This is a genomic window from Kribbella sp. DT2 (assembly GCF_049844575.1).
Taxonomy (GTDB): domain Bacteria; phylum Actinomycetota; class Actinomycetes; order Propionibacteriales; family Kribbellaceae; genus Kribbella.
The window spans coordinates 61,974-86,739 of the sequence record NZ_JBNCLH010000004.1 but is presented as its reverse complement, the minus strand read 5'-3'; the positions used below and the strand labels follow the sequence as shown (position 1 = coordinate 86,739).

Annotated in this window: 24 protein-coding genes and 2 pseudogenes; 15 read left to right on the top strand and 11 right to left on the bottom strand. The window is 66.0% G+C overall.

Going from position 1 to position 24,766, the window contains the following annotated elements; genetic code table 11:
• Positions 1 to 40 precede the first annotated feature (40 nt).
• The 6 genes and pseudogenes from ACLQ2O_RS18260 to ACLQ2O_RS18235 all read left to right on the top strand — a co-directional run bounded on the left by ACLQ2O_RS18260 (position 41) and on the right by ACLQ2O_RS18235 (position 4,814).
• Complete coding sequence (locus ACLQ2O_RS18260) at positions 41 to 760, top strand: DUF3105 domain-containing protein (RefSeq protein ID WP_425832810.1); 720 nt, start codon at positions 41 to 43, stop codon at positions 758 to 760.
• Positions 761 to 802: 42 nt separating this feature from the next.
• Complete coding sequence (locus ACLQ2O_RS18255; RefSeq protein ID WP_425832808.1) at positions 803 to 1,210, top strand: hypothetical protein; 408 nt, start codon at positions 803 to 805, stop codon at positions 1,208 to 1,210.
• A 6-nt stretch (positions 1,211 to 1,216) separates the two neighbouring features.
• Positions 1,217 to 1,510: pseudogene (locus tag ACLQ2O_RS18250) on the top strand (copper resistance CopC family protein); the annotation flags it as partial.
• A 62-nt stretch (positions 1,511 to 1,572) separates the two neighbouring features.
• On the top strand, positions 1,573 to 1,854 hold the full coding sequence (locus tag ACLQ2O_RS18245) for a hypothetical protein (protein ID WP_425832806.1): 282 nt from the start codon (positions 1,573 to 1,575) through the stop codon (positions 1,852 to 1,854).
• A gap of 441 nt (positions 1,855 to 2,295) precedes the next feature.
• Positions 2,296 to 3,858 carry a cytochrome c oxidase assembly protein gene (locus ACLQ2O_RS18240; protein ID WP_425832804.1) on the top strand — a complete coding sequence of 521 codons (1,563 nt, stop codon included), beginning with the start codon at positions 2,296 to 2,298 and terminating at the stop codon, positions 3,856 to 3,858.
• Positions 3,855 to 4,814 (top strand): CPBP family intramembrane glutamic endopeptidase, encoded by a 960-nt coding sequence (locus tag ACLQ2O_RS18235; RefSeq protein WP_425832802.1) that lies wholly within the window; start codon positions 3,855 to 3,857, stop codon positions 4,812 to 4,814. Before ACLQ2O_RS18240 ends, ACLQ2O_RS18235 begins: the two co-directional genes overlap by 4 nt.
• Here ACLQ2O_RS18235 and mobF read toward each other — a convergent pair.
• On the bottom strand, positions 4,720 to 8,349 hold the full coding sequence (gene mobF / locus ACLQ2O_RS18230; protein WP_425832800.1) for a MobF family relaxase: 3,630 nt from the start codon (positions 8,347 to 8,349) through the stop codon (positions 4,720 to 4,722). The genes ACLQ2O_RS18235 and mobF overlap by 95 nt on opposite strands.
• A gap of 733 nt (positions 8,350 to 9,082) precedes the next feature.
• Here mobF and ACLQ2O_RS18225 point away from each other — a divergent pair.
• The 4 genes from ACLQ2O_RS18225 to ACLQ2O_RS18210 all read left to right on the top strand — a co-directional run bounded on the left by ACLQ2O_RS18225 (position 9,083) and on the right by ACLQ2O_RS18210 (position 12,367).
• Positions 9,083 to 9,433 (top strand): hypothetical protein, encoded by a 351-nt coding sequence (locus ACLQ2O_RS18225; protein WP_425832798.1) that lies wholly within the window; start codon positions 9,083 to 9,085, stop codon positions 9,431 to 9,433.
• A gap of 115 nt (positions 9,434 to 9,548) precedes the next feature.
• Entirely contained in the window at positions 9,549 to 10,784 is a 1,236-nt protein-coding gene (locus ACLQ2O_RS18220) for a hypothetical protein (protein WP_425832796.1), read from the top strand.
• Entirely contained in the window at positions 10,781 to 11,791 is a 1,011-nt protein-coding gene (locus ACLQ2O_RS18215; RefSeq protein WP_425832794.1) for an ImmA/IrrE family metallo-endopeptidase, read from the top strand. The genes ACLQ2O_RS18220 and ACLQ2O_RS18215 overlap by 4 nt, the downstream gene beginning before the upstream one ends.
• 366 nt (positions 11,792 to 12,157) lie before the next feature.
• Positions 12,158 to 12,367 carry a helix-turn-helix transcriptional regulator gene (locus tag ACLQ2O_RS18210; RefSeq protein ID WP_425832792.1) on the top strand — a complete coding sequence of 70 codons (210 nt, stop codon included), beginning with the start codon at positions 12,158 to 12,160 and terminating at the stop codon, positions 12,365 to 12,367.
• Here the strand turns inward: ACLQ2O_RS18210 and ACLQ2O_RS18205 are convergent, their stop codons facing one another.
• From ACLQ2O_RS18205 to ACLQ2O_RS18195, 3 genes are all read right to left on the bottom strand, one after another.
• Positions 12,368 to 12,895, bottom strand: a complete 528-nt coding sequence (locus tag ACLQ2O_RS18205) for a hypothetical protein (protein ID WP_425832790.1) — start codon at positions 12,893 to 12,895, stop codon at positions 12,368 to 12,370.
• A gap of 85 nt (positions 12,896 to 12,980) precedes the next feature.
• Complete coding sequence (locus ACLQ2O_RS18200; protein WP_425832788.1) at positions 12,981 to 13,799, bottom strand: class I SAM-dependent methyltransferase; 819 nt, start codon at positions 13,797 to 13,799, stop codon at positions 12,981 to 12,983.
• 359 nt (positions 13,800 to 14,158) lie between these two features.
• A complete protein-coding gene (locus ACLQ2O_RS18195) occupies positions 14,159 to 14,362 on the bottom strand; it encodes a hypothetical protein (RefSeq protein WP_425832786.1) in 204 nt (67 codons plus the stop codon).
• A 159-nt stretch (positions 14,363 to 14,521) separates the two neighbouring features.
• On the opposite strand from ACLQ2O_RS18195, the gene ACLQ2O_RS18190 reads away from it, so the two are divergent.
• Together ACLQ2O_RS18190 and ACLQ2O_RS18185 are read left to right on the top strand one after the other, a co-directional pair.
• The gene (locus ACLQ2O_RS18190; RefSeq protein ID WP_425832784.1) at positions 14,522 to 15,262 is read left to right on the top strand and encodes a helix-turn-helix domain-containing protein; all 741 of its coding nucleotides are present in this window, start codon (positions 14,522 to 14,524) and stop codon (positions 15,260 to 15,262) included.
• A gap of 83 nt (positions 15,263 to 15,345) precedes the next feature.
• The gene (locus ACLQ2O_RS18185; protein ID WP_425832782.1) at positions 15,346 to 15,915 is read left to right on the top strand and encodes an HD domain-containing protein; all 570 of its coding nucleotides are present in this window, start codon (positions 15,346 to 15,348) and stop codon (positions 15,913 to 15,915) included.
• Here the strand turns inward: ACLQ2O_RS18185 and ACLQ2O_RS18180 are convergent.
• On the bottom strand, positions 15,892 to 16,302 hold the full coding sequence (locus ACLQ2O_RS18180; RefSeq protein WP_425832780.1) for an NUDIX hydrolase: 411 nt from the start codon (positions 16,300 to 16,302) through the stop codon (positions 15,892 to 15,894). The genes ACLQ2O_RS18185 and ACLQ2O_RS18180 overlap by 24 nt on opposite strands.
• Before the next feature lie 65 nt (positions 16,303 to 16,367).
• Positions 16,368 to 17,111, bottom strand: a complete 744-nt coding sequence (locus ACLQ2O_RS18175) for an XRE family transcriptional regulator (protein ID WP_425832778.1) — start codon at positions 17,109 to 17,111, stop codon at positions 16,368 to 16,370.
• A 163-nt stretch (positions 17,112 to 17,274) separates the two neighbouring features.
• On the opposite strand from ACLQ2O_RS18175, the gene ACLQ2O_RS18170 reads away from it, so the two are divergent.
• Positions 17,275 to 18,729 carry a hypothetical protein gene (locus tag ACLQ2O_RS18170; RefSeq protein WP_425832776.1) on the top strand — a complete coding sequence of 485 codons (1,455 nt, stop codon included), beginning with the start codon at positions 17,275 to 17,277 and terminating at the stop codon, positions 18,727 to 18,729.
• A gap of 2 nt (positions 18,730 to 18,731) precedes the next feature.
• Positions 18,732 to 19,187 (top strand): PPC domain-containing DNA-binding protein, encoded by a 456-nt coding sequence (locus tag ACLQ2O_RS18165; protein ID WP_425832774.1) that lies wholly within the window; start codon positions 18,732 to 18,734, stop codon positions 19,185 to 19,187.
• 15 nt (positions 19,188 to 19,202) lie between these two features.
• Here ACLQ2O_RS18165 and ACLQ2O_RS18160 read toward each other — a convergent pair whose 3' ends face one another.
• Positions 19,203 to 20,609, bottom strand: a complete 1,407-nt coding sequence (locus ACLQ2O_RS18160; RefSeq protein ID WP_425832772.1) for a restriction endonuclease — start codon at positions 20,607 to 20,609, stop codon at positions 19,203 to 19,205.
• A 280-nt stretch (positions 20,610 to 20,889) separates the two neighbouring features.
• Between ACLQ2O_RS18160 and ACLQ2O_RS18155 the strand changes: the two genes are divergently transcribed.
• Positions 20,890 to 21,177, top strand: a complete 288-nt coding sequence (locus tag ACLQ2O_RS18155; protein WP_425832770.1) for an ArsR/SmtB family transcription factor — start codon at positions 20,890 to 20,892, stop codon at positions 21,175 to 21,177.
• A gap of 261 nt (positions 21,178 to 21,438) precedes the next feature.
• Here ACLQ2O_RS18155 and ACLQ2O_RS18150 read toward each other — a convergent pair whose 3' ends face one another.
• The 4 genes and pseudogenes from ACLQ2O_RS18150 to ACLQ2O_RS18135 form a co-directional block, all read right to left on the bottom strand.
• Complete coding sequence (locus ACLQ2O_RS18150; RefSeq protein WP_425832768.1) at positions 21,439 to 21,564, bottom strand: ANTAR domain-containing protein; 126 nt, start codon at positions 21,562 to 21,564, stop codon at positions 21,439 to 21,441.
• A 136-nt stretch (positions 21,565 to 21,700) separates the two neighbouring features.
• Positions 21,701 to 22,030: pseudogene (locus ACLQ2O_RS18145) on the bottom strand (GAF domain-containing protein); the annotation flags it as partial.
• A gap of 228 nt (positions 22,031 to 22,258) precedes the next feature.
• Entirely contained in the window at positions 22,259 to 23,197 is a 939-nt protein-coding gene (locus tag ACLQ2O_RS18140) for a hypothetical protein (RefSeq protein WP_425832766.1), read from the bottom strand.
• 249 nt (positions 23,198 to 23,446) lie between these two features.
• Complete coding sequence (locus tag ACLQ2O_RS18135) at positions 23,447 to 24,745, bottom strand: sensor histidine kinase (protein WP_425832764.1); 1,299 nt, start codon at positions 24,743 to 24,745, stop codon at positions 23,447 to 23,449.
• Between the last annotated feature and the right edge of the window lie 21 nt (positions 24,746 to 24,766).

Here is a 24,766-nt window from a genome sequence, read left to right as displayed (position 1 = left end):
GCTCGCTGGGGTGCACCCAGATTTCGAAAGGTCCACCGTGATGAGCAAGTCCAAGAGCAGCCGTGACCGTCGGCAACTCGTCGAGCAGTTGCAGCGCAGTCAGGTCCAGGCCGACCGTCGACGGACGATTGCGGTCGTCGTTGCCTCGGTGGTCGTCGGACTGGCGATCATCGCCTATCCGGCGGTCCGGCTCGTTCAGGACAGCCGCGCCAAGAGCACCCCGGTCGCGGAGATCGGCAGTTCGGCGCAGGCGGCGTCGTGTGATCCGGTCATCGAGGACAAGACGACCGGAAACCTCGATCACCAGCCGGACGGCGCACCGCTGACCTTCGCTGTGTCCCCGCCGTCGTCCGGTTCGCACTACCAGGTCCCGGCGCCGTTCGCGCGGAAGTTCTACACGGCCGACGACCGGCCCACGATGGGCAATCTCGTGCACAACCTCGAACACGGCTACACCATCTTGTGGTACTCCGAATCCGTCGCGGGCGACCAGGCCAAGCTCGACACTGTCGAGCGGATCGCCAAGACCTACAACTCGGAGGATCTGAGCGCGAAGTTCATCGCCGCGCCGTACCGCGCGGCTGATGGCGGGCCGGCGTGGCCGGCCGGGAAGAACTTCGCGCTGTCGCACTGGGGTGGCGGCGAACCGGCCGCGCAGAAGGGATACCGGCAGTTCTGTGGCGACGTCAGCGGTGCAGCGGTGAAGGAGTTCACCGATCGCTACCCGGCTACCAACTCACCAGAACCCAACGCCGGCTGATCGCCGCTCACCGACCTCGCTCAGAAGGACCTCGACGTTCCCATGGACCAGACAAAACTGGTGGTTGCCGTGGCAGGCGGAATGCTGCTGGCACTCACCGCCTGTCGCGGCGCGGAAATCGCTGACACCACACCGACCCAGGCCTCCCCGAGCAGAGCGGTGATCGCAGGCAGGGATGCCGATGTTGCGGTCACCGTGCGGATCGCCGGCGGCGTCGTCGAGCCAGTCGCCCTGCCGGTCTACGCGTCCACCGGACAGGTCGTCCGAATCGATGTGGTCAGTGACGCCCGGGATTCCGTTCACGTGCACGGCTACGACCAGAGCGTCGACGTCACGCCGGGCAGTCCGGCCCAGTTGGTCTTCACCGCCGACGTGGTGGGGGCGTTCGACATCGAAACCCATCAGAACAAGCAACTCGTCGCGCGGCTCGTCGTGTCCGGCAGGCACTGACACGCGATGTCCCGGAAGGTCGTCATGAAATCTGCCCATCGGTACAACGGATGGCTGCGGTCCCTCGCCTGTGCGGTCGGTGCTGTCCTGGCCATAGTCGCCGTCCCGGTCCCCGCGGCGGCTCATACCGAACTGATCTCGTCGAATCCAGCGCAAGGTGCGGCGGTCCAAGGGCTTCCACCCCAGGTGAGGTTGGAGTTCAACCAGGCGATCTCGGCTCGCTTGGCGACGGTGGTGCTGACGGTGGACCAAGGCAATCCGCAGGAGCTGGCGGCCACTGTCTCCGGCAGCGTGGTTTCGGCTGCAACGCCGACATCGCCGTCCGTGGCAGCAGCCGAACAGCCGCATCTGTCGCCTATCGGGTGGTCTCCGCGGACGGCCATCCAATCAGCGGAAAGATCGACTTCACGATCGTCACACCTCCGCCGTCCCGGCCTGTTCCGTCGGCGTCCCGGACGCCGTCGGCGACGATCCCGCCGAGTGCGGCATCGGTCCCGGAGAGCGAAGCAGCCGGGCCTGCGGCCGATGACGAAGACACTGCCGAGGTCTCGGCCATGGGCACCGCACTGCTGGTCTCGCCCTTGGTGCTGGGGCTACTGATCGGTGTGGTTGCACTGGTCAGGCGGCGACGGGAAGACCGGTGACCTGGGCCCGCCGGGCCGCCGTTCCTGCCCTCCTGGTGATCGCGCCCTTGGTGGCTGTCGCGGTCCTGGCGTGGACAACCGACCCGCAGATCCAGGTCACCGCCCTCGGGGGTCAGCAGTGGGAGCCGGCCCGCTGGGGGCTCCCGATGGCTCGGGCTGTGCGCGATCTGGGATCCGCCTTGACGATCGGGATCCTGGTGTTGGTGGCGTGTGCGATGCCGGCCGAGTCGAAGGCAGCCACGGCACGCGTTGGCCCGGCCCAGCTGTGGCTTCTGAAAGTCGCTGCGGCGTGCGGCGTCGTCTGGGTGTTGAGCGGGTTTGCCGCGATGCTGCTCACGTACGCCGACCTGGCCGGCACCTCTGTTCCGGTCTCCTCGTGGGGAGCTGCGCTCGGCTCGTTCGTGATGGACTTCGATCTCGGGCGCGCTGCTGGCCAATCTGTTGCTGGGCGCAATTGTCTGCGCCGGCGCGATGGTCGCGCGCCGCCTGACGACCGTGGGTCTGCTCGCCGTGGTGTCGGTGATGTCCCCGTGGCCGCTCGCCCTCACCGGTCACGCTGCCGGTGCGGTGAACCACGACATGGCCGTGAACGCGCAAGCCGTGCACCTGATCGGCATCAGCGCGTGGACCGGTGGCCTGGCGGGGTTGTTCCTGGTCCGCCATCGATTGGGCGGATCCGCGGCTGCCGTCGTCGCCCGATTCTCGACGCTCGCAACAGTCGGTTTCGTTCTCGTCGCGCTCTCGGGAACCTTGGCTGCCGTGCTCCGGCTCGGGACGCCGTCTGCGCTGCTCAGCACGTACGGAATGTTGTTGGTGATCAAAGTGGCTGCGCTGAGTCTGCTCGGCTTTGCCGGGTGGTACCAGCGACGGAGGATCCGGCGGATCCAGTCAGCCGTCGTGGATCGAGCGCGGGAGATCCGTTGGCTGGTGCTCTGCGAACTGGTGGTGATGACCGCCGCGATCGGTATCGGAGTCGCCTTGGGCCGAACGCCGCCTCCCGGCGAGGAGCGGCGGCTGACGACAGCCGAATCGCTCCTCGGCTACGCGATGCCGCCCAAGCTGGGAGGAGCCGAGTGGTTCACCCAATGGCGTGTCGACACACTGTGGACGCCACTCGCGATCATCGGCGCGGCCTGCTACCTGTGGGGCGTCGTACGCCTCCGGCGACGTGGCGATCGCTGGCCGACCGGGCGATTGATTGCCTGGCTGGCCGGAACAGTACTTCTGATCTGGGCAACCAGCGGCGCGCCCGGGGTGTACGGCGACGTGTTGTTCAGCATGCACATGGTCCAGCACATGACGATCGCGACGGCAGTTCCGACACTGCTGGTTCTCGGCGCTCCGGTGACGCTGGCGTTGCGAACTGCTCGACCGCGGCGTGACGGTTCGCGTGGCTGGCGAGAGTGGTTGCTGGTGACGGTGAAGTCCAGACCACTGGCCGTGCTCGGGCATCCGTTGGTCGCGGCAGGCCTGTTCGTTGTCGGCTTGGTCGCCTTCTACTACACGCCGCTCTTCGAGCTCTCGCTGCGGACCCACACCGGTCACCAACTCATGCTGCTGCACTTCCTGCTGTCGGGCTATCTGTTCGCCTCGGTCATCTGCGGTTCCGATCCAGGAGCCGCGCGGCCGGCGTACCCGCTGAGGGTGTTGCTCCTGATGGTCACCTTCGGGTTCCACGCCTTCTTCTCGATCTCCTTGATGAGCAGCGGTGTCGTGCTGGCCGGCGACTGGTACGGCTCCCTGGGCAGACCGTGGGGCGACTCGCTGGAGCGCGACCAGTACGTCGGCGCGTCGCTGGGCTGGGCGCTCGGGGACTATCCCTTGGCGCTGATGGCCATAGGCATGGTGATCGGGTGGGTGAGATCCGACCAGCGCGAAGCGAGACGTTTCGACCGCCGGGCGGATCGCGACGGCGACAAGAGTCTGTCCGACTACAACGACTATCTCGGTCGCCTCGGCCGACGCGAGTCCGCCGATGCGGAGACACGGGAGAAGCTGAGTTGATCGACCTGCAAGGCGCCAACCGGCTCCCTTACCACCAACTGCTGCGAGGATCACGCGGACCTGGGTGGCTGCCCGTGCTCGGCGCGGCCACGATCCTGACAGGGTGGATGCTGGCTGGAATCGTCATTTGGTCCGGCCAGAACGCAGTTCGCGAAGATCCCGCAGGCACCGTCAGCTGGTTCGGTCTGCTGGCGACGAACCTGACCTTGATCAGCCTGATACCGCTGAGCATCTTGGTCGCCAGACGATTGAACCACCAGGCTCGAGGGCTCCTGTCCTCCGTCGCCGGCGGGCTGAGGTGGCGACCGCTGGCGTGGTTCTTCATGGTCGCCCTGGGCGTCGAGCTGGTGCTGTTGTCGGTCGCCTATCTTGCCGGGATCGGCGTGGCTGGTGCGGATGCGGCCGGCCCGGCAGCCGACGCGATCGCGGTCATCGCGGTGGTTCTCCTCACGTCGACCCTCCAGGCTGCGGGCGAGGAATACTTCTTCCGTGGGTACCTGCTCCAGGCCGCCGGAGCTCTCGTGCGCAACCCTTGGTTCGCGATCCTGCTCACGAGCACGTTGTTCGCCATGGCGCACGGAGTGTGGCCGTGGGACAGTCCGCAGCTTTTCCTGGATCGTTTCGCCTTCGGTCTCGCCGCGGGCTACCTCGCGGTGCGTACCGGCGGGCTGGAAGCACCGATCGCCGTCCACGCGGTGAACAATGTGGGCACGTTCGTCCTCGCGGCGCTGACCGACACCGTCGGCGGAAGCCTCGGCGTGACCAGCGCGGCGTGGTCGCTCGTCGCAGCCGACATCGTCAAGTTCGGCGTCTTCGCCATCGCAGTGGTGTGGATCTGCCGCCGCGAAGATCTCGCCAACCTCACGCCTGGCCCAGGTGATCTGCCGGTGCAGGGCACTCGTCGTGGGCTCGAGTGGCGGGGAGTGGCTGACCAACTCCGGTTGAGGCGGCGCTGACCGCCGCACCGCCAATGGCGTCCCGGAGCTTGCCGGCTAGTCGGGACCTGATGAGTGATTGCTCGAGTTCTCGAGCGGCCGGTACGGCACCGAGAGGATCAGTGGCACGTACGCCGTAACGCTCGCGGTAGGCGGCGACCTCGCGGATGAGCGTACGGAACTCCTCAGGGGTTCGCTCAGGCTGCTCAGCTCTCAGGGCTCGGTACCAGGGCGCGGCCCTCTGCTCTGCCTGCTCGGCCAGCCAGTCTGCGCGTTGGGAGATGAGGGTCTCGAGTTCGCGGAGTGGCGCGGTGAACGCCGGGTCGGTGATGGCCGCGGTTGGACGAACCAGTCCGGCGACGAGATGCTGCGGCTGCCGTCGGCGCCGATCGGTTCGGCTCACCAGCCGCTCGACTCGGGCATGGAGGACAGCGGCGAGGTCGCGGGCGTTGTCGAGACCGGCCTGAGTCACGGCCTGGTGGAAGGTCGTCTTCGGGTCGAGGCCGGCGGCTTCGGCTCGGCGGAGGGCGGCGAGGAGGGGGCCGTAGGCGGAGGAACCTCGGAGTTCCGCGCGGGCGCTGGCGTCGAGAGCAGAGGTGTCGATGGTGGCCCGGTAGCGCTGGCCCGCGGCGATCTGGCAGAGGTGTTCGTGGATGGGGACGAGTTGGCTGAGGTTGGTGGCGTTGTCGAGTTCCGCTTGCATGGTTTCGTGGGCGGATTTTTCGATGCCGTCTTGTTCGAGGACGGTGGCCAGTACCTCGTACATGCTCTCGGCGGTCTGCGGTTCGTGCATGTCGCCTGCCGGTTCGTGAGTGGCGACATAGGCGCGGTTCGCTGCGCGGCCGCGGGTCATGCCGACGTACAGGAGTGGGCGGGTCACGCGTTCGGTGACGACGAGGTGGGCTGTGTCAACGGTGATGCCTTGGGCTCGGTGGACGGTGGTGGCGTAGGCGAGTTCGACTGCGCTCGCGACGTAGCCGGCGGGCAGGGTGATGGTTTGGCTCACGTCGTCTTCGACCGTTAGGGAGCCGTCTTCCCAGCGGCGTACGACGGTCCAGGTGCTGCCGTTGCGGACGAAGGTGTTGTTGCCGTACGACAAATGGCGGTTGTTGAGCCGGGTGACGATGCGGTCGCCGACGCCGGCCTCGTTGCCGTCGTGGAGCGGTACGCCATCGGGCTCGACTTCGCCGGTCGTGATGCGGTCCAGGCGCGCGCGGGCGTTGAGACGGTGCACTGTGGCGTTGTCGGCGGCGATCAGAAGGCTAGTGAGGTTCCTGCGGGTATCGATGAGCCAGGCGGAGTAGGCGTTGATTTCGCATTCGTCCGGGGTGCCGGCGGTGAGGCGTTCGTGGTCTTCGTAGGTGTCGATGACGCTGAGGTCGCCTGCGCGGAGGGAGAGGCTGGCGTCGCGTTCCCACCCATCGGTGAAGCGCCAGACTTCCTGGAGACTTGCGGCCTCGCTCTCCTTGGCGACGAGGCGGAAGGCGCCTGCGGTGTCGACGGCGCCGAGTTGGGCGTCGTCGCCGACCAGGAGAAGCTTGGCGCCGGCCTTGGAGGTTTCGCGGGCGAGCGTGGCCAATTCCATCGTGCCGGCCATGGAGGCCTCGTCGACGATGACAAGTTGGTTGGGGTGGAATCGCCAGCGGTCGGCTTCGGCGCGGAGCGCGGCGAGGCTCGTCAAGATCTTTTGCTGTCGGCGTCTGCGTCGAAGTTGCTCGGCGATCCTGGCCGCGCGTTCGAGGTTCATGATGCGCTGATTTCGTTGCTCGGCGCCGAGGCCGACGGCTTCGTGGATCCACTTGGCGAGGTTGTCGGTAGGAATGCCGAGGCTGCCGGACAGGACGTCCGCGGCGGCGCTCGACGGTGCGATGCCTATGACCGAGGACGGGCCGTGCGTCGTTTCCCAGGCGTTGTGGAGTTTCGCTAGAAGGCTGGTCTTGCCGGTGCCCGCAGGGCCGACGAGGGCTTCAAGGCGTTGGCCGCTGTCGAGGAGCCGGGTGAGCGCGTCGCGTCGATCGGTGGTCATTCCGCTCGCGTCCTCGAGCTTGGTTGTGGCTGTCGGGCCTGTGCGGTCTTGGGTCAGGTCGAGCAGTAGGCGTTCGGCGCCAAGGACGACGGGCGAGGTAAAAATCGCGCCGTTGTGGATCCGGTAGACGCTCTCGCCTTCGAGGCGTTCGCCGGGCAGGTCGACCAGATCGCCGGGGGTGAGGCTGATGGAGTGGTGCTCGGCTCTGGTGGCGATGGATTCCAGCGCGGCAACGCGGTCTTTGGTCGTGGCGAGGCGCAGGAGGCAGGTTTGTCGTGCGGCCTCGGCCAGGATGTTCCAGCGGGTCCAGGTGGCGCGCTTGGCTTGGAGGGCGAGAACGACGGTGGCGCCGTAGGCGTCCAGCGTTTGTGGGCTGAGGTCTGCGTGCGTGAGGAGTCGGTCTGGGACGTCGTTGAGGCAGTCGGCGAGGGCTGTTCTGGCGTTGGTGCCGAGGGTGAGATCCGCGCGCTGTCTCCAGTCGACCATGAGGTCGGCGAGAGGTTTGGCCAGGTGCTTGGGTGGGCGATTCATCAGGGTCGCCTGTTGCCTGAGTGCGTACATCTCCTCTCGTGAAGGAGTGCTCGGGCGTCGGGAGAGCAGGAGCTCGAGGTTCGATTCGATCTGTTCGGTCCTCGACGAGAACTCGCGCAGAAGTTCGTCCGGTACGCCGGTGATCTCGAACGCCGGATTGCGCTGCTCGCCGCGGTCTCGAAGATCCCAGTCAACGCCGAGGCGGCGGGTCAGGCCGTCGGCGAGCAGGACGTTGTGGATCTCCGACATCGCGACCGCGGATCTGAACAGGACGCGGCCGTCGAGCGTTTTCCACTGCCCGTCTTTGCTCTGGACTCGGTTGGCGATGACGAGGTGGGTGTGGAGTTGGGGGTCGCCGCTTCGGGTGTCCCAGTGGTCGAAGGCGGTTGCGATGGCGCCTCTCGTGTCGATTTGGGCGATGCCGCCGTCGCCGGTGCGGGTGAAGATGGCTTGGTCTTGGATCAGGTCGAGGACGTCGTTGACGGCGTCGTAGTGGGCTGCGGCGACCTGCTCCTTCACTCCGACGTCGGCTGTTGCCCACAGCGCCGAGACGGACTTGACGGGGGAGAAGGTCAGGTCGAAACCGGCCACGGCCTGTCGCGCTCGCACGCGACCTTCAGTACGTCGTACTTCGGCGATTGCGGCCGCCCGGTCTTCCTCGGAGAGGTCTGCTGGGAGATCGGCGATGCGCGCCTCGATCCGCTCCTCCAAAGAGCGATAGACCCGGAACGGCCGGCCCAGTTGCTTGCCGTCGACCGGGTCCTCCGCACGTCCGAACAGTGCAGCCATCTGCTCCTCCGTGACTTCGTCGCCGACCTTGATCTCTCCTTGGCCGAGACCAGGAAGTCCGCGTCCAGCCCACCGGCCGGCGGGATAGCCATCGGCCATGTAGTACGCCGTCAGAGGTGTCGCCATCCGACGGTCGACGTCCGCAGAGGCGATGTGCTTGATGAGGTACTTGTAGCCATCGCCGGCACTCAAGCGGTGAATGCTCAGCACACTGACGGCCGAGAAGGTCGGTTGCGCAGCTCTTGCTGGAGGAGCAATCTCTGCCGTTGCAGGCGGTCGACTTGGGTTGCGATCGAGTCGATTGCCCTGAGCAAAGAAGCTTGATCCGCGATGGCCGAGGAGGGATTGTCGGGCTCAATGGAACCGAGTGCCTGACGGAGATCGCTGAGGTCGCGCTGAAGAGAATCAGCCCGCTGCTCGCCGAGGGACTCGATGGATTTCCGCCGACGCCACGCGCGGAGTCGACACGGATCTGAGCAGAAGCGGTGATCGGATCTGCGCCGGGTCAAGGGGCCGCCGCAGTCAGCGCAGGAGGCCGGCAACTGGGTACTGGGGCCGGCTGGGGTGGGGGTGCGGTCGCGCATGTCGGGTTCAACGGCCCGGGAGCGGACCGCCGGCCTGCCGTTTCGGCAGCTGAAACGCCTTGAATGCAAGAAGTGTGTCGGTGAACCTCCTCCCGCCGGGCGGGTTGTCATCATCTCCTCGACCTGACGGCCTCGACACTCGGCTGCTCGGCTCGGTCGATGCCGACTGTGCAGCCGGCGTCATCGACAACCGTTGAGCAAGGGAATTCGGTTCTGGAGCCGCGTGGGGTGCGGACCACCGAGCGGTCCGCACCTCACGCGGCGATGGGTTCATCGGCGAGTTATCCACAGATTTCTGAACCGGCGCCCGCGGTCCCCATGAACCGGCCAATCCTGTTGGTGACGAAGAGGAGAGCACCTTGAACAGAACGATGTCGGGCAACGACGACCAGGAGCGTTCGCAGGTCGTCGAACTCGTGACTCGAGCTGAGGCGAGCGTCGAGGCACTGGAGACTGCGGCGCCCAACGGATCGTGGGCGATGACAGCCTTCAGTCGCTATCGCGTCTGCGAGCTGCTGGGTGTGACGCCGTACGAGCCGTACGCCGGTGAGTTGGCTGAAGATCCGGCCGGCCTGCTCGACCAGGCGGCCGGCTTGGTCGAGCAGTTCGACGTGTCGTTCGAGGGCTTGAGCTGGCGGTTGGCTCTGGCCGACGCGTTGAGGTCCGCAGCGAAGGACGTCCGGATGGTCGCGGATGCGCGCGAGGTATGAAGATCTGCTGACAGTAGCGCGGCGCAGGGCGGAGGACTCCGAGGGCAGAGTGAGCACAGATCCAGTGCAAGCTACGGCGGGGTGGGCAGCCGTACTGGCTGCGACTCGCCGGCAGATGACCTGGCTCAGGTTCGAGCTCAGCATTCCCGATGCCGGGAAGCCACCATCGCACGGTGACCCGGCGCTGATGGCTGTTGCGCAGGCACTGGGCGCTGCATCAGATCTGCTGGCGGGTCAGGACGCTGTCACGGCGGCAGTGCTCGACGATCGGGATGCGCTCGTTGCAGCCCGTGCGGTGGTGGCGAACATCGCATCGATCGCGGCAGACTCGGCGCTGGATGCGATGACTTCGGTCAGCAAACGTCGTCGTACCGTCGAGCAGCGCTCTCTGGCCAGACAGTTGCGATTCGCGCGGCGGGAGCTGGAACCTATCGTCGCGCAGCGGAACGGGAACGTACTCGGCGCGCTGGGCGGATTGACGGCGGGCATGCCGGCCACCGGTACCAAGATCTGGGAACAGATCGCCTACACAGCCGCGCACTGGGAGCGTCTCAACGACGAAGTGCCGGCGCGGAGTCTTCTGACCAGGGATCTTCGGTCGGTCACTGCGCAGATTCGCACTGCGGCTGGTCATGGTCGTTATCTCGTCAGGGCCGTGGGTTCCTCCGCAGAGAGACTCGGGTTCGGTGACGCGACGATCTTGCGGCTGAGGACAGCGAACACGGCGTTGCGTCGGAGTGATGCGAGCTCGATTCGTACTGCCGCCGCTTGGAGTCGCAACGTCTCGGACCTGGGGGGAGTCACGACGCTTCCGGGAGACGTGGCGTTCGGCGAGCTGCACGATGCCGTACGGCGTGCGATCGGAGGCCCTGGAGGCGCACTCCGGCCGGCTGAGGAGTTGATCCCCGATCGGTGGACGGCAGGTGCACTGCTTGAGGCCGTCGACGAGCTCGTCCACTCATCACATCAGGTTGCGCTGATGCAGCGGCGGGCTGTGTTCGACCTCGTCATGGCAGGACGGCTGTTCATCCCCCGCCTTCACGCAGTCCGGCTGGATCCGGCGTACCTGCAGCTCACGGCCGCACCGATAGGAAAGCGACAGCGGACTTGGGTGCGGGCCGAGAGAATCGACTTCGTGCCTGAGCTGACGACGTCCCTTGCATCTGTGACGGAGTTGCTCGGCGAAGCGGCGCTCGCGTGCCGGCAGCTCGCGGACACGGACGACGAACGCAGGCCGACACGACTCGAGCCTCCGACCAGGCCTGGCAGCCCGGATCGGAGTAGGAAGCGCCGAGCTGTTGCTTCGCGCCCCGATCAACCCGACACCGGTCCGGCCGTTGAGCTGCCATGAACGTTGGAGACTCAGGAGACAAGGAGCGCTCAACATCGGCGCTGGGAGTGTTGCACGACATGCTGGGAGAGGAGATTCGTAAGCTCCGTACGGCGGATGACTGGAAACGCTGGCTGAGGACGGCGGCGGCCTTTCACGAGTACAGCTTCAGGAATGCCGTACTGATTGCGGCGCAGAGGCCAGGCGCCACGCTGCTGGGTGAGAGGGCGGCGTGGAGGTATCTCGGCCGTCGCGTGGTGGGGGACGAGAACGCCATGCGGATCTTCGCGCAGGTCTTCTCCCGCGCGACCAAATCGGTCAACGCTGCGGGGACGGTTACCCGCCGCGTCGACCACGACCTTGCCGCCGACTCGGAGACGCCCAAGGTCCGGCCCGGACGTCGACTCGTTGGCTTCCGGGTCGCCCATGTATTTGACGTGTCGCAGACGGACGGCGAACCGCTGCCGAAGCCGAGTGCAGGGCCAGTGGTCGGTCGCCCGTCTGCGAGGCTCTGGGAAGGCCTGGCAACCTGCGTCGAGGGCGAAGGATACGAACTCTTGGTGGAGCCGATTGAACGCCAAGGTGTGGATGCCTATACCGACTCCGAGCGGCGCCGAATCGTCGTATCCGATTCACTGTACGAGGAGAGGGCGGTGACGAGCCTCGCGCACCAGGTCGCTCACATGCTCCTTCACGAACCCGATGCCGTCGCCGCATCCGGCAGTGTGATGTGCCGGGGGATGCGGGAGGTCGAGGCAGAGTCGGTTGTCTTCGTCCTGTTGACGCATCACGGTCTGGAGGCCGATGGGTGGACCTTCCCGTACGTCGCCGGTTGGGCTGCGTCGGTCGACAGCGAGGAATCAGAGCGGGTCGTGCAGAGGACGGGAGAGCGAGTCCTTCGGCTGGCTCGCGAGTTGATCGATCTGACCTCTCCGCGTACGGCCCCTGAAGATCGAATGACCCCGACAAGACACCTCAGCCTTGTTCCTGAACCCCTCCCGCCGGCTCCGGATGGGCCGGTCTGGTAGTGGGCGGGAGCGAGAGAGTCGCGGCGCTGCAGAGAGCGCGGCAGCGTCAGGCACGTATCGAGGCGGCGACTGGGCGTGCGGTTCGGGCGCGGGCTGCACTTGAGCGGGCGAACCACTCACGAGAGCTCGCCATCCTGCGTCACGACGAGAAGGTGTTGGAGGCCGAGGCAGCTTCCGTACGGGAGGCCAGCGAGCTCTCCAAGGTATGCGGTTCCGTCGATGCGGCTGCAGAGATCCTCGGTTTGTCTCTGCGCGATCTGCGTCGACTGCTGAAGAACGACGTACGGGAGCCGCTTGCTGAGAAGAGAAACGTGTCACGCCGACCTGTTCGGCGTGGCACGGAGGGGACTGCGAAGGGAGGAGAGGATGAGCGATCCGAAGCATGAACCGCTGTGGAGCATTGACCGGGTCTCGGCGTACTTGGGGATCCCCAAATGGACGCTCTATGGATGGCGGCAGAACAACTACGGGCCGCCGGCGAGCCGGATGGGCCGGCATCTTCGGTACGACCCTGCCGATGTCATCGCCTGGAAGGAACAGCAGAAGGCCCCGGTGGAACAGAGGGATCCGCAGTGATCAACGCAGCGCCCTGGCGATGATTGCTGGTAGATGGCGGTACGGCGCGTTCGCGGCGCTCCAGTCGGTGGTCGCGAGGACTGATCGGATCGCGTCGGCCTCACCGTTCACCTGCCAGTTGGTCAGGTTCGGCGGTACGAGCCAGCGATACCGGTCGGCGTCCTCGCCTTCCGTACCAGGCGCCGCGATCCACGCGGACGATCCGCCGATGACTTCGCCGCCGGCAGCGCTGGCGTCATCGTGCGAGACGCTGCCGGGTTTCAAGAAGAACTGCCACATTTTGGTGGAGCGGGCGATGGCCGTCGGGCAGTCGCTGCCGAGGACCTGGTGCAGGTGGGCGCCGTACGACGCAGGAAGGCGGAGAACGTCGAACGGCTGCGTGACGAGAGCGATCGCCCATCCAGCGGTACCCCAATGCCGGTCGGCATCCCTGCCGTGGCTGATCAGTACGGGCGGTCGGAGCGTGATGTGGGGCTCGGCGCAGTCACGAAGAGGGCAGATGCAGCGGCCGTCCCGGCGCACCGCCAACCGCGCTACAGGCCACCCGTGTGCCGCGAACCGAGTGGCCTCACGACGGACGCGGAGGGCCTGTTGCTCCGCTGACCGGAAGAGGCTAGCCACAGCGGCCTACTGCGAGTAGGAGCGAGCTGGTGTGGACGAGCTCGGGGTACTGGTCGGCAACCCGGCTGGACTCCAGCGCAGTCTGAAGGGGGTCAGGTGCGGCGAGACTCGGCGGCAGGACCTGGTCCTGGAAGTGTGCGTCGATGAGGACGGCGAGCCAGCCTCCAGGCCCTGTGAGTCCGTGGATGTCGATGTTCGTCGCGACCTGCGACAGTTCGCTCCGTAGCTGCGAGACGCTGTGGTAGGTCGTCATCACGAGACGGTCGTTGTCCGGGCTGTACCCTTCGGCAAGGATCTGGCGGACGACCGCCCGGCGTTCCTGGAACGTGTTGGCCAGCGCCGAGCCGACGAGGTTCGCGGCCCGATTGATCGCGGTGACGAAGATGAATCCGCCAGGGAGAAGGACGCGGGCCGCCTCGCGGAGAGCTTCACCTCGACTGAACTGCGTTCTCAAGTGGTACATCGGCCCGCCCATCAGAACGGCGTCGAAGCTGTTGTCGTCCCAGGGCAGATGTCGAGACTCGCCCCGAACCGCGTTCACTCCAGCATCCCGTGCCTCGGCGACGTGACGTTCGAGCGGATCGAGCAGGCGTACGTCGTACCCCTCAGCCTGCAACCACGCCGCGTGGGCTCCGGGACCGCCACCGATGTCAGCGATCGCCGCGGGCGGCGACGGCAGATAGCGTGCCAAGAACTCGCGCATGCGCTGTCGTTCGAGCTGTCCTTTGAGGTTGGCGTCGAAGCGCTCCGCCTCGTTGTACCGGTAGGTGTAGTACTCCTCGAGCTGGCTCATGTTCTCGATGGACGTCATAGGAATCCTTCGGTCCGAGCGACCCGTTCACGGCCGCGGGGATGTGGTCTCGCCTCTGTGAGGTGCGGCGTACGAAATTGGAACGGCGGACGAACGCGCGGTCTGGTCAACACGTTCGCCCGCCGGTCTGGCGGATCTCGCATTCGTGAGGTGAACAGGGGAGACCACCCAGCGACTGCGAGATCCGGACTGGTGGCGGGGCCGGTTCAGGCGTTGAGGAGGTCGCCTGTTGGAGGGGCCGGCCCCGCCGGTTCTTGGGCCTTCGACGGCTCAGTCTTCGTCCATCCACTGCCGGAAGCGGGCGTTCATCCTGGCGAACCAGGTCGACAGCATCCGGCTGATCCGGTGACGAAGGCTGGTCAACGCGAGGCGCCTACAGGAGACGGACCGTCCGGAACCGGAACGCAGGTCACCCGCAGGCCGGCGAAGCGGCGGCTCATTGCCGCCGCGTAGCGCTCGGCGGCGGGCGCTACGGCGACGTGGTCCGCGATCGGGTGATCGCCGAACCACACACGGACGCGCATCTTCTGATCGGTGTCGCTGGACGGCCTGACGTCGTTCACTCTGCACTCCCAAACTCCCTCGCCGACTGGTCGACGGCGTATCCAAAGACTGCTCGCCGCAGTAAGGACGCCGATACTCTGAGTTGGGACGTCTTGGGACGTTTCATGTTACAGTCGAAAGGACGAATAGGGACGTTTTAGTGGGAACGGGGAGATCGGGTGAACGACGCTCTGCGACGGGCGATGTATGCGGCCGGGCTTGGTGAGGTCGACATCGCCGCGCGTCTCGATGTCGATCCCAAAACGGTCCGACGATGGATGAACGGACGACTTCCGCATCCACGGCATCGCCAACTGCTGGCGCAACTGTTTGGGTTCGATGAGCCGGACCTGTGGCCTGAGCTCATGGCGCTGCCGGGAGGGCGGGGACGGTCGGCCGAGATGGCAGCGATCTACCCGCAGCGGAACGCCGTCGGGAGGGAGAGTTGGTTGGAGCTGTTCGAAGCGGCGGACGAGGAGATCGGCGTCCTCGCCTACAGCGCATTGTTCCTCGCTGAGGACAGGCGAATGATCCGGCTGCTGGAGGCGAAGGCTGAGGCCGGAGTCGACATAAACCTTGCCTTAGGCAACCCCGATGGTGAGCAGGTCGCCCAGCGGGGAAGAGCCGAGAAGATCGGCGATGCGATGGCCGCGAAGATCCGGAACGCGTTGGTGCTCTACCGGCCGCTGCTCCGCCACGCGAGCGTGAGCCTGCGATTGCACGACACCATCCTCTACAACTCGATGTTCCGGGCCGACGATCAGCTCCTGATCAACCAGCACGTTTTCGGCGTCCCTGCCGCCCGGGCGCCGGTCTTCGATCTCCGGCGACATGACGGTGGCGAGATGTTCGCGTTCTACCTGGAGAGCTTCGCCGAGATCTGGAGTTCGGCCGAGCCGGTCGACGGGCTCAGCGTCTAGGGACGCCTGTCGTGGTCAAGACGTCCCTGAGACGTCCTGATAGACCCTTCTTCGTCGCGGCGAACACTCGTAAGGTCGCGGTCATGACTGGAACGACGTGGGCGAGAACGCTCGCAGAGGGACTCCTTGCTGAGGTGTTGCCGCGGCGCTGGGCGCATGTCCAGGGGGTTGCCGGCCGGGCGCGGACTCTGGCCGCGATGCTTGGAGACGACACCAACCTGATCGAGGTCGCCGCTTGGTTGCACGACATCGGCTACGCACCGAGCCTGGTGCGTTCGGGGTTCCATCCTCTCGATGGCGCCAGGTACCTCCGAGACGAGGTCGGGGCGGACGACGTCCTGTGTCAGCTGGTCGCACATCACACCGCTGCCGCGATCGAGGCTGAGGAACGAGGCCTTCGGTTGGAGTTGGAGGAGTTCGCTCGACCTGCGCCGCAGCTGCTCAACGCCTTGATCTACTGCGATCTCACTGCGGGGGTTGACGGTGCGACGGTCGACGTCGAACACCGCCTGGCCGAGATCCTGACGCGCTACCCACCCGAACACGTGGTACACCGGTCGATCACCCGGTCGGCGCCGATCCTGCGGGAGGCGGCTCACAATGTTCGCCGATGCTTGGCTGTCGACCGCTCAGGTGAGGTGCGGGGTCTCTGACTTCTCCAGGTAGTGATCGATGCGGATACGCATCGATCGGTCCATCTGGAGCTGTTTGAGGCTGTCGAAGCTCGTCCACTCCACCCGAGTGCTCTCATTGCTGGGTGTCGGGGTACCGCCGGTGGCACGGCCCTTCAGCAGGATCGAGAACTCCTGCCGTGCCTCACCGTTGCTGGTGTACAGGATGATGTGCTTCGGATCGGTATAGATGCCGATCAGCCCGGTGATCTCACAATCGATCCCGGTCTCTTCGCGGGTCTCCCTGATTGCGGCGTCGGTCATCGACTCTCCGAGATCGATCGCGCCGCCGGGGACTGCCCAGTTGCCGTTGTCGGACCTTTGGATCACGAGCACCTCGCTGGCGTCGTTCTCGATCACCACGTTCACCGAGGGCACCATGCTGTTGGCGGGTGGTGCGGCCGGGTCGTCGTAGTAGTCGATCCTGCGAGCCATCAGTCCTCCGGTGGTAGTGGAACGGCCGTCTCCCAGACGTTCTCGAAGCTCTCGAGATAGATGGCCGCGAGTTCGCCGCCGGCGACCTTGCGGAAGTGCCATACCGGTGCGTGCGGTGCGGGGAAGCCGTACGCATGGGTGTTGACGAGAACACCCTCGTCCGAACGGTAGATCGAGTTGTAGAGAACCGTGCGGTGCATCCTGAACTCGACACCTGCAGTCTCGCGTAGAGGTGAGTACAGGATCAGCGCGTTGCGAACCTTGGCAGCCATGGCATCGCCGACTCGCTCCTGCTCGCCGCGGTCCGCGACGTGCGTGTCTTCCGGGTCTCCGATCAGGAATCGGACGCGGACGCCCGCGGACGCCTTCTTGCGGATGATCGTCTGCAGGCCACGGTCCTCGGCCAGGAACAGACCGGCGTACACCAGGACGCCGATCTCCTGCTCGGCAGTCTCGAAGTGCCGTCGCCAGACGTCTCGCGGTACCTCGCTGCGGTGCGGGTACACGGCCAGGATCTCGCTGGCGGAGGCCTTCGTCACCTGCTCGCGCGGTAAGGCGTCCGGCCACAGGTAGCCCTCGTCCAGGCCGAGCAGGGCCGACACCTGGTAGCGGTGGCGACGGTGCGGATTGCGGCCGTTGACCCAACGTTCTACGGTCTTGGTGTCGACTTCGACGGCGGAGGCCAGTTCGGCGGGCGACATGCTCTTCTCCAAGAGCGCGGTGCGAAGTCGTTCGTTGGCCATATACCTAACCTAAGACATCTTGGGACGTTTTCATCCTAGGCAAGACGTCCTCGAGGCGTCCAGGCGGGTAGTAGTGGCGTCCTCACTTTCCGTAGCAGTCTGTCGTCATGAATCGACGACCAGCCTCCGGCCAAGGCAAAAGACCATGGGCTGCTCGCGCGTCATGACCAGGGAAGAGCGTCAGCCGAACCTCCTGCTGAAGCAGGCGCGCGGCACGCTCTCCCAGGCTCGACTCGCCGAACTCGTCAACGAAGAGATCCTGCGGGCCACGGGTTCGGTCGGCGCCATCACCGCCAAGTCGATCTCCGACTGGGAGCGCGGCTGGTACAGCTGGCCGGGGAAGCATGCCCGCGATGCGCTGTGCCGAGTGCTCGATGCTCCTGACGCCGCAGCATTGGGGTTCGAAAATCGTCGTACGGCGGCCGAACCTGCACCGGCCGTGGTGGTTGCGCCTGACACCACAGCTTTGCTGGACCTCGCCGGCCTGAACGGGAAGGGTTCGCTCGGCCAGGGCGAGGTCGGTCGGCTCGAGGTGCCGGGCGGGCGATTGTTTTCGGGCCTTGACCTCGACGCGTTCTACTGGTCGGCCGAACCGACGGGAAGCGATCGCCTCGCGGTGCGATCGCTCGATGACGAGGCGACGGTCCGGCCGGACAGGCGGTCTGCCGTGATCGCGGTGACGGACGCCGCGGGGGAGGAGTGGTACCACGTTGCCGACGGTCGTCAGTTCGCCCGGCAGCCGCTTGGCCCCGACCAAACACGCGAACTCTCCTCGGCCTACCTCCTCGACGACCTCACGGTCGCGATTCTCTGGATGATCACGAACACCGACGCGGCGCTGCTCGCAGATGACTACTCGCTCGAGCACTACCGCACCCAGTTGAGCCCGTACGACGAACTCCCGTCGTCCAGCCTCACCTTCGGAGCTGTGCCGGACCTCCATGAGCTCTCGGCACGATGGTTGGGCTCCAGATTCTGCGCGGACCACATTCTGCGCAACCTCAATCGACTGACCTCGACGCCTCTGTTCTGGAGCCGGGAGCAACGAGGCGAGGAAGCGTCCTCATGGTTGATCTGGACTCACAAGATCCAGTACCTGAGCGCGACCTCGAAGGTGCTGAAGCGTCATCGACGCGCGTTCTGCGTTCCCGAACACGAGGTGGCCAAGTCCCCGCGCTACGAGCGCCTCCTCATGCTCCTCGCTGTCGCTCTGATGGAGGCGTTCCAGATCACCGTCGACATCACCACCGATCCTGACCATGGCCAGGTCGAAGGCTTCGTCCTCGGCGGCGAAGCCATCGTCGCGAACTGGCTTCGCGCTCCCGGTCTCTGGTACGTCGACGCGAGCGCCCCGCCGTCACGCCGAGCGGTGTACCGCGAGATCGCCGAGGCAGCCACCAGCCGCTCGATCATCGACCAACCGACGCCGGCCCGCCGCCTGGAGGCGCTGGCCGGCTATCTGGACATCCCGTGGCGCTGGTTTCGCAAACGCTGCACCGAACTGGCGGCCGTCGGCGCCAGCGGCATCGCTCAGCCCCGCAGCAGACTGCTCTCCACTATGGGCCTCGACCTCGCCCTCAGCTACGTCGCCAGCCTCGACCGCACCCAAGGAGTATGACTTTGCATGCCGCTGAACTGACCATGGGCCGTATTTTCGCCGTCCGCTTCGACCACGGCGAGGACTTCTTCACCTCACTCGCCGCCTTTTGCGAGGACCACGGCGTCCGTCAGGGCTTCATTCCGATGTTCATCGCCGGCCTGCGCCGGATCGAACTGGTTGGTACCTGTGAGCGAGTGACGGACCCTGAGGCGCCGGTGTGGTCGTCAGTCTATCTGGAAAGCGTGGAGGCGATCGGCGGTGGGACCCTCGCGTACGACGCGGAAGCCGACGCCGTTGTGCCTCACATACACGTCTCGGTTGGTCTCAAGCATCAGTCGGCTACGGCGCACACGAGCCATCTACTGAGCGCCGAAGTTCAGTTTCTGACCGAGATGTACGTGGTCGAGGTGGCTGGCCCGACGATGTCCCGAGTCCGTCTAGCCGACCTGTACGGCGTGCCGCAGCTCTCATTCTGAGATCGCTCAGTCTCCTTACTCGGTCCAGTCGACGACTGGGCGATAGATGGAGACATCAGACGTGGACGTACCTTCCATGCGTACCAGGTCATAGGACAGTTTCCGGCCATCGAGTGGGTGGTAGTGCCGCAAGGCGCACAGCAGGTACTCGTTTTCCCGGACATGTGCGTGCATCTCAGGTAGGAATTCGTCTCCGAACTCGCCTTCTGCTCGGTAGAAGGGATTCTCAATCACCACCCCGACGACCCACCAGTCGAACGGTTCATCCGCTTCGGCAGGTGTGGTCAGGAACCGTACGGGCTTGACGTCGCTGACCAGAGATGCGCGGTCGCGATAGCTGATCAACGCGGGCTCGGTGCGGGGCCGAAAGTAGACACCGTCATGGATCCCGGCTGAGCGGCAAAGTTGCAGGAGTGGGCCGTTGTCCAAGGGAATTCCCTGGAGCTGGAAGGAGAAGCTTGGCGCAAGTGCCTGCCGGATGGGATGTGCGGACAGGACGACCGTGAAGCTGTAGAAGCCGCCGTCGCAACGATCGAAATAGCAGATCTCTTCGCTGTGGTGAGCATCCGGAGTCTTCGCTCGCTCTCGCCAGGCTGGCAGCTCCGCGGCGAACTCGGCCGCTCCCATACCGTGCCACGTGCGAGTCATCTGATGGATCGACCAGGTGGCATCCCGAGTGACCCAGCCGAGGTTCGCCAACTTGTCCAGGAGGTCAAGAACGCCGTGCTCGTCACGGATCTCCGGCCGGACGTCGAGCGCGACGCCGAAGCCGGAGGAATGCGACCAATCGAGGTTTTCCAACTCGTGAGCGAACAGAGTCCTGCCGAACGACCCGGCGCACTCGAAGATCTGCCGGCAGTCGCTGCCCGTCGGGGTAGTCACGGACAGGGAAGAGCTCGGCAGCGAGACAACTCGGTGTCGTGGTCGTTGTCTTCGCCTGGGCGGCTCGTCCAGGATCACCCGTCCGTCGGCGAGGAGTGCCTCGCGCTTGCGCCAGAGGAGGTCAGGAAGTGCCTTGATCTGCGACACCACGCTCCGTAGCTCGTCGCCTGAGATCAGCAGAATCGGTTGCTCCCGATGATGCTCGACGTCGAAGAGGACTGAACCGCTGAAGCCGTTGTAGCTGACGAGGATGCCGACGACAGCGCCGTCGGTGCGTCGAAGTCGCGACCGCAGCGTGTCGATGTCGTCGATGTTCGCCTTGTCTGCGCGCCATTTACACTCGATCAGGTAGACCTCGCCGGGCTTGCTGGCCAGCACGTCTGTCTGACGAGGCCGTGCAGTCCCCGGGTTCAACCTGACGTCGAAGTGCAGAGTGCGGAAGATGTCGCCGATCAGCCGCTCGAGCTCATGGCCGCGCTTCACGGTGTTGCCGAGTTGCTCGACCTCGCGCAAGCGGGTCTGAAGGGCGTCCTCGTTCATTGCGCCATCCTCCCGCAGCAGGGCGCTGCGGGCAGCACGACGAGTCGCGGGTGGGCCACTGGTGGGTTCGCCCGATCGAGATGATGCGATCACTTCTTCTCGTCGGCGAGGGCGATGCAGAATTTGGTCGGCTTGACCGGCCGGTCTTGGCACCGGCTTATAGCAGCCTTCGGTGGCGCACCGATCGCCACGTGCGACGTTGTCGGAGTTGCACACCCGGCAATGCCAGTTGGTGACCTCATCAGCGGCGGCAGCTGTCTCGAGGATGTCGTTCCGGCTGATGGCCGACCCGACCCGGATCAAGGTGCTGTGGGCGCTGCTGCAGGGTGAGTCGTCGGTGGCGTGCCTGGCCGAGCTCGCAGGCGCCGCCCCGGCCGCGGTGAGTCAGCACCTGGCCAAGCTGCGCCTTGCCGGTCTCGTGAAGGGCCGCCGGGAAGGCACGTTCGTGTACTACTCGGCTGCCGACGATCACGTGAAGGGCCTGCTGGACCAGGCGCTGTTCCACGCCGACCACCTCGACCGCGACCTGCCCGAAGCCGGCAGCAGCACGGCGACGCAACCAGCCTGACACGCTCACGAGATGGGCCGGAAGCTTGCCTGAAGCAGCACTGAGATCGTTGCTGAGCCGAAGCAGTTGCCGGGGGCCTACGCGGTTTGGTCGGCCGGGCGGCTCCGGTACTGGTTTCTGAACGCCGGAACCTGGACCTCCCCGCTGCTCGAGCAACTGGGTCGTCCTCGCGGGTTGATGCCCGCGGATTCGCCGTCAACGCCAACGGCGACTCTCAATGACACTATCGATCGGGCAGCCCGATTGTTGCGCGGCCCGGCGTCAAGAAGGGAGTTTGCGGGTGTCGATGAGGTGCTGGGCGACGTCACGCAGCTTGGTGTTGGTGTCTTGGGAGTACCGCCGAAGAACAGCGAACGCCTGATCGCCGGTGAGGTCGAAGCGTTCCATCAAGATCCCCATCGCCTGCCCGACGAGCTTGCGGGCGTCCACTGCCCGGGCCAGTGTTTCTTCCTGTCGCGGTCGCGACCACGACCGAGGCGTGCCGGGCCAGGATATGGGCGATCGCCTCGTCGTCAGCAGTGAACGCGTCCGGGTGGAGGGTGTAGAGCGACAACACTCCGATGATCTGGTCGCCGGCCTTCATCGGTACGTGCAGCACGCTGCGGATCTTCGCCGCGGTGACTTCACTGTGCCAGTGCGGCCAGCGGGACTCCTTGGTGACGTCGGCAATGTAGACGGTTGTCCCGGAGGCGAGTGCTGTCAGCATCGGTCCCTCACCGGCGTCGATCTGCACGGTGTAGATCGCTTCGACGACCGGATCGGTGACGGCACCGATCTCGGCCCAGCCGCCGGTCACTGCGAGCGCGACGCCGGCATAGGTGCAGCTCTCGGCCTGCAACGCGAACTGAACCACCGCTTCGACGGTGTCATCGAAGCCCGCAGCATCGTGCAACTCAAGGGCCAACCGAGCGAAGGCGTCAGCGTCCAGCGGCGCATCAGCATCAGAAGACGTCACGAAGCTCCCTGGCAAGATCAAGAGCCCCCACCACTATCTGAGAGTTTCAACCCCTACATCATGCCTCGGACCGACCGAGAACGCGGACTCTCGCGGCCAGCACTGCCTGCGATCTCTTCTCGGAGGTCATTTCGGTACGGCGGGCGGCTTGAGCCGAGGGGACTTGAGCGCCGTCTTGAGCGCGTCGACCGCGGGGTCGCCCGGCTTCAGCTGGGTGGCGCCGATGTCGTCGAAGTCCGTCTCGTTCCAGTAGACCAGCGCCTTCACCTGCGGGAACGCCGCGAGCTGGCCGGGCATCGTCGAGAACACCGCCCTGCGCTTCACCTCACCGAGGTTGTCACTCACGCCCCACTCGGCCAGCATGATCGGCTTGCCGGGGTGCTTGGTGGTCGCCCAGGTGTAGAAGCCGGGCCACTTCGGGTACGCCTTCTGGGTGCGGTTCACGGCCTGTGCCATCCCGCCGGAGAACTCGGGGTCCTTGCCGAACAGGTACGGGTCCTCGGCGATCCAGTCGACCACGTCGTCGCCCGGGTACAACTGCTCGAACCACGGCTGCACACCCCAGTACGGCGTACCGCGGTACGTCATCACCAGAATCGCGTTGGTGGCGCCTTTCGCCTTCAGCCGCAGGGCGATCCGGCGGTACATCGCGGCGTAGTCCTTGGCGGTGAAGCCGGATCCGGCGGCCGGCCTGACCTCTTCCTCGGGCTCGTGGTGGATGGTCAGGAAGAACTTCTCCGGGAACGTCGTCCGCAGGTAGTCGGCCTGGGCGTCGACCGCGGCGTCCACCTCCGGGTCGCCCGCGGCCACCTGCGCCCAAGTGCGGCCCATCTCGGGCTTCCAGTTCAGCAGCAGCAACCGCTTCTTCCCGGGTTCGCGGGCCCGGCCGATCATGTCGGCGGTCGGGAACAGCTTCGGGCTCGCGTTGTAGTAGTGCGCGATGTCCACTGTCCGGCCGAGCACGCTCTCGAAGGCCGGCAGGGCCTCGTCCCACGTCTCGCCGGCCAGCGGGTTCGCCGCGGCACCGAACCAGACGCCGCACGACGGCACCAGCAGCGCGGACACCGTGCAGGCGGAGGCCTGCGGAGTCGCTTCATTCTGACCGGACTCCGGATGCTTCTTTGGTCCTAGGGCACAGCTCGCCAGAGTGATTGTTGTCGCCAGGGCGAATCCAACGACCATCAGTCGGCGGGTCCAGCCACTCGCCCTGCCCGGGGTGAGCAGAGTTCGCGACAATGGATGGTTATCCCCGCGGACAGCGATCGTGGCCATGCTGGGGACTGTAGTGACCTCCACCTGTGGAGCAGCTGAGAGTCATACCACGGTACGACGCCGGTCCGGTAGGAGGAGGCCGAAGGTGGTTGGGTCGGTCGCGACGAGGCTGAGCCGGCCGTCGTGTGACTCGGCGAGGTCCCGAGCCAGGCCCAGACCGATTCCTGTGCCTGCTCGTCCACTGACACCCCGGCGGAACAGCTCGGTCTCACCACTCGTGATGCGTCCTTCGTCGGCGACCTCGATCGCCATCGCACCCAGCGCGTCGCGGGCGGTGATTCTGATCGTGCCGCGACCGTGAGCCCTGGCGTTGTCCACGAGGACGTCGACGACCTGTTGCGCGGCGTTGAGTGGAACCGCGAAGCGGGCCACGGTCTCCGCGATCTGCACGTCGATCCGCCGCCCGTCGGCGGCCAAGAGGCCGTGCCATCGGGCACGCGCAGCGTCGGTGAGTTCCTCGATTGTTCCGTACTGCTCGACCGAAGCCGGCTGAGGAGTCAGCCGGGCCAGCGCGAGCACTTGTTCCACCGTGAGTTGCAGCTCGTCCGCCCGTTTCAGTGCTTCTCGCAACGACTCGCGGGGGTCGGCCGTGTCGTCGTCGAGCGCCGTCTCCAGAGCGAGGCGGAGGCCGGCCAGCGGATTGCGCAGCTGGTGCGAGGCGTCCGCGCCGAAGTGCCGCTCGTGCTCCAGTACGGCGGTCAGCCGGGTGACCATGGCGTTCTGGGCGGAGACGGCGGCGTCGATCTCGGCGATGCCGCTAGTGCGAGCGCGGGCAGTCAGGTCGCCGCCGCTGACCGATCCCGCGACGGCGGCCAGCGATTCGAGCGGTTCGCTCAGTCGTCGAGACTGGCGGATCGCGACCGCGAGGCCGACGAGCAAAGCGACCACCGCCAAACCGGCGACCGCGAGCCAGGCCAGCAGGACGCGTGTCCAGACGGCCGTCACCGGCGAGGCCGCACGGACCACGCCGATGATCTGCTCGGCGCTGACGACCGGAACGGCGACCACGAGCTCGCCGCCGTCCCGGCCTTGGACCACCTTGCCGGTCAGGGCCGACCTGGTGATCCGGTCCATCCCCGCCGGTCCTGCTCCCGCGCGAAGCACGGAGGACCCGTCGTACACCGCGATCCTCAGGTCGGTCAGGGCAGCGGGCAGTTCGACCGGGTCGCCCGCGGTGACGTCGGGTCCGACCTGGACCGCTGCGGCCAGCGCCGCGCGTTCCAGCTCGGTCGATTCCTCGCTGAAGAAGGCGATCCGGATCCCGACAGCGAACGGCACTGCCAGCAGGACCAGAGAGACGACCACGGCCGTCAGGGCGACCTTGCCGACGCGCCGTCTCATGCGCCCATCATCACCCGGGAT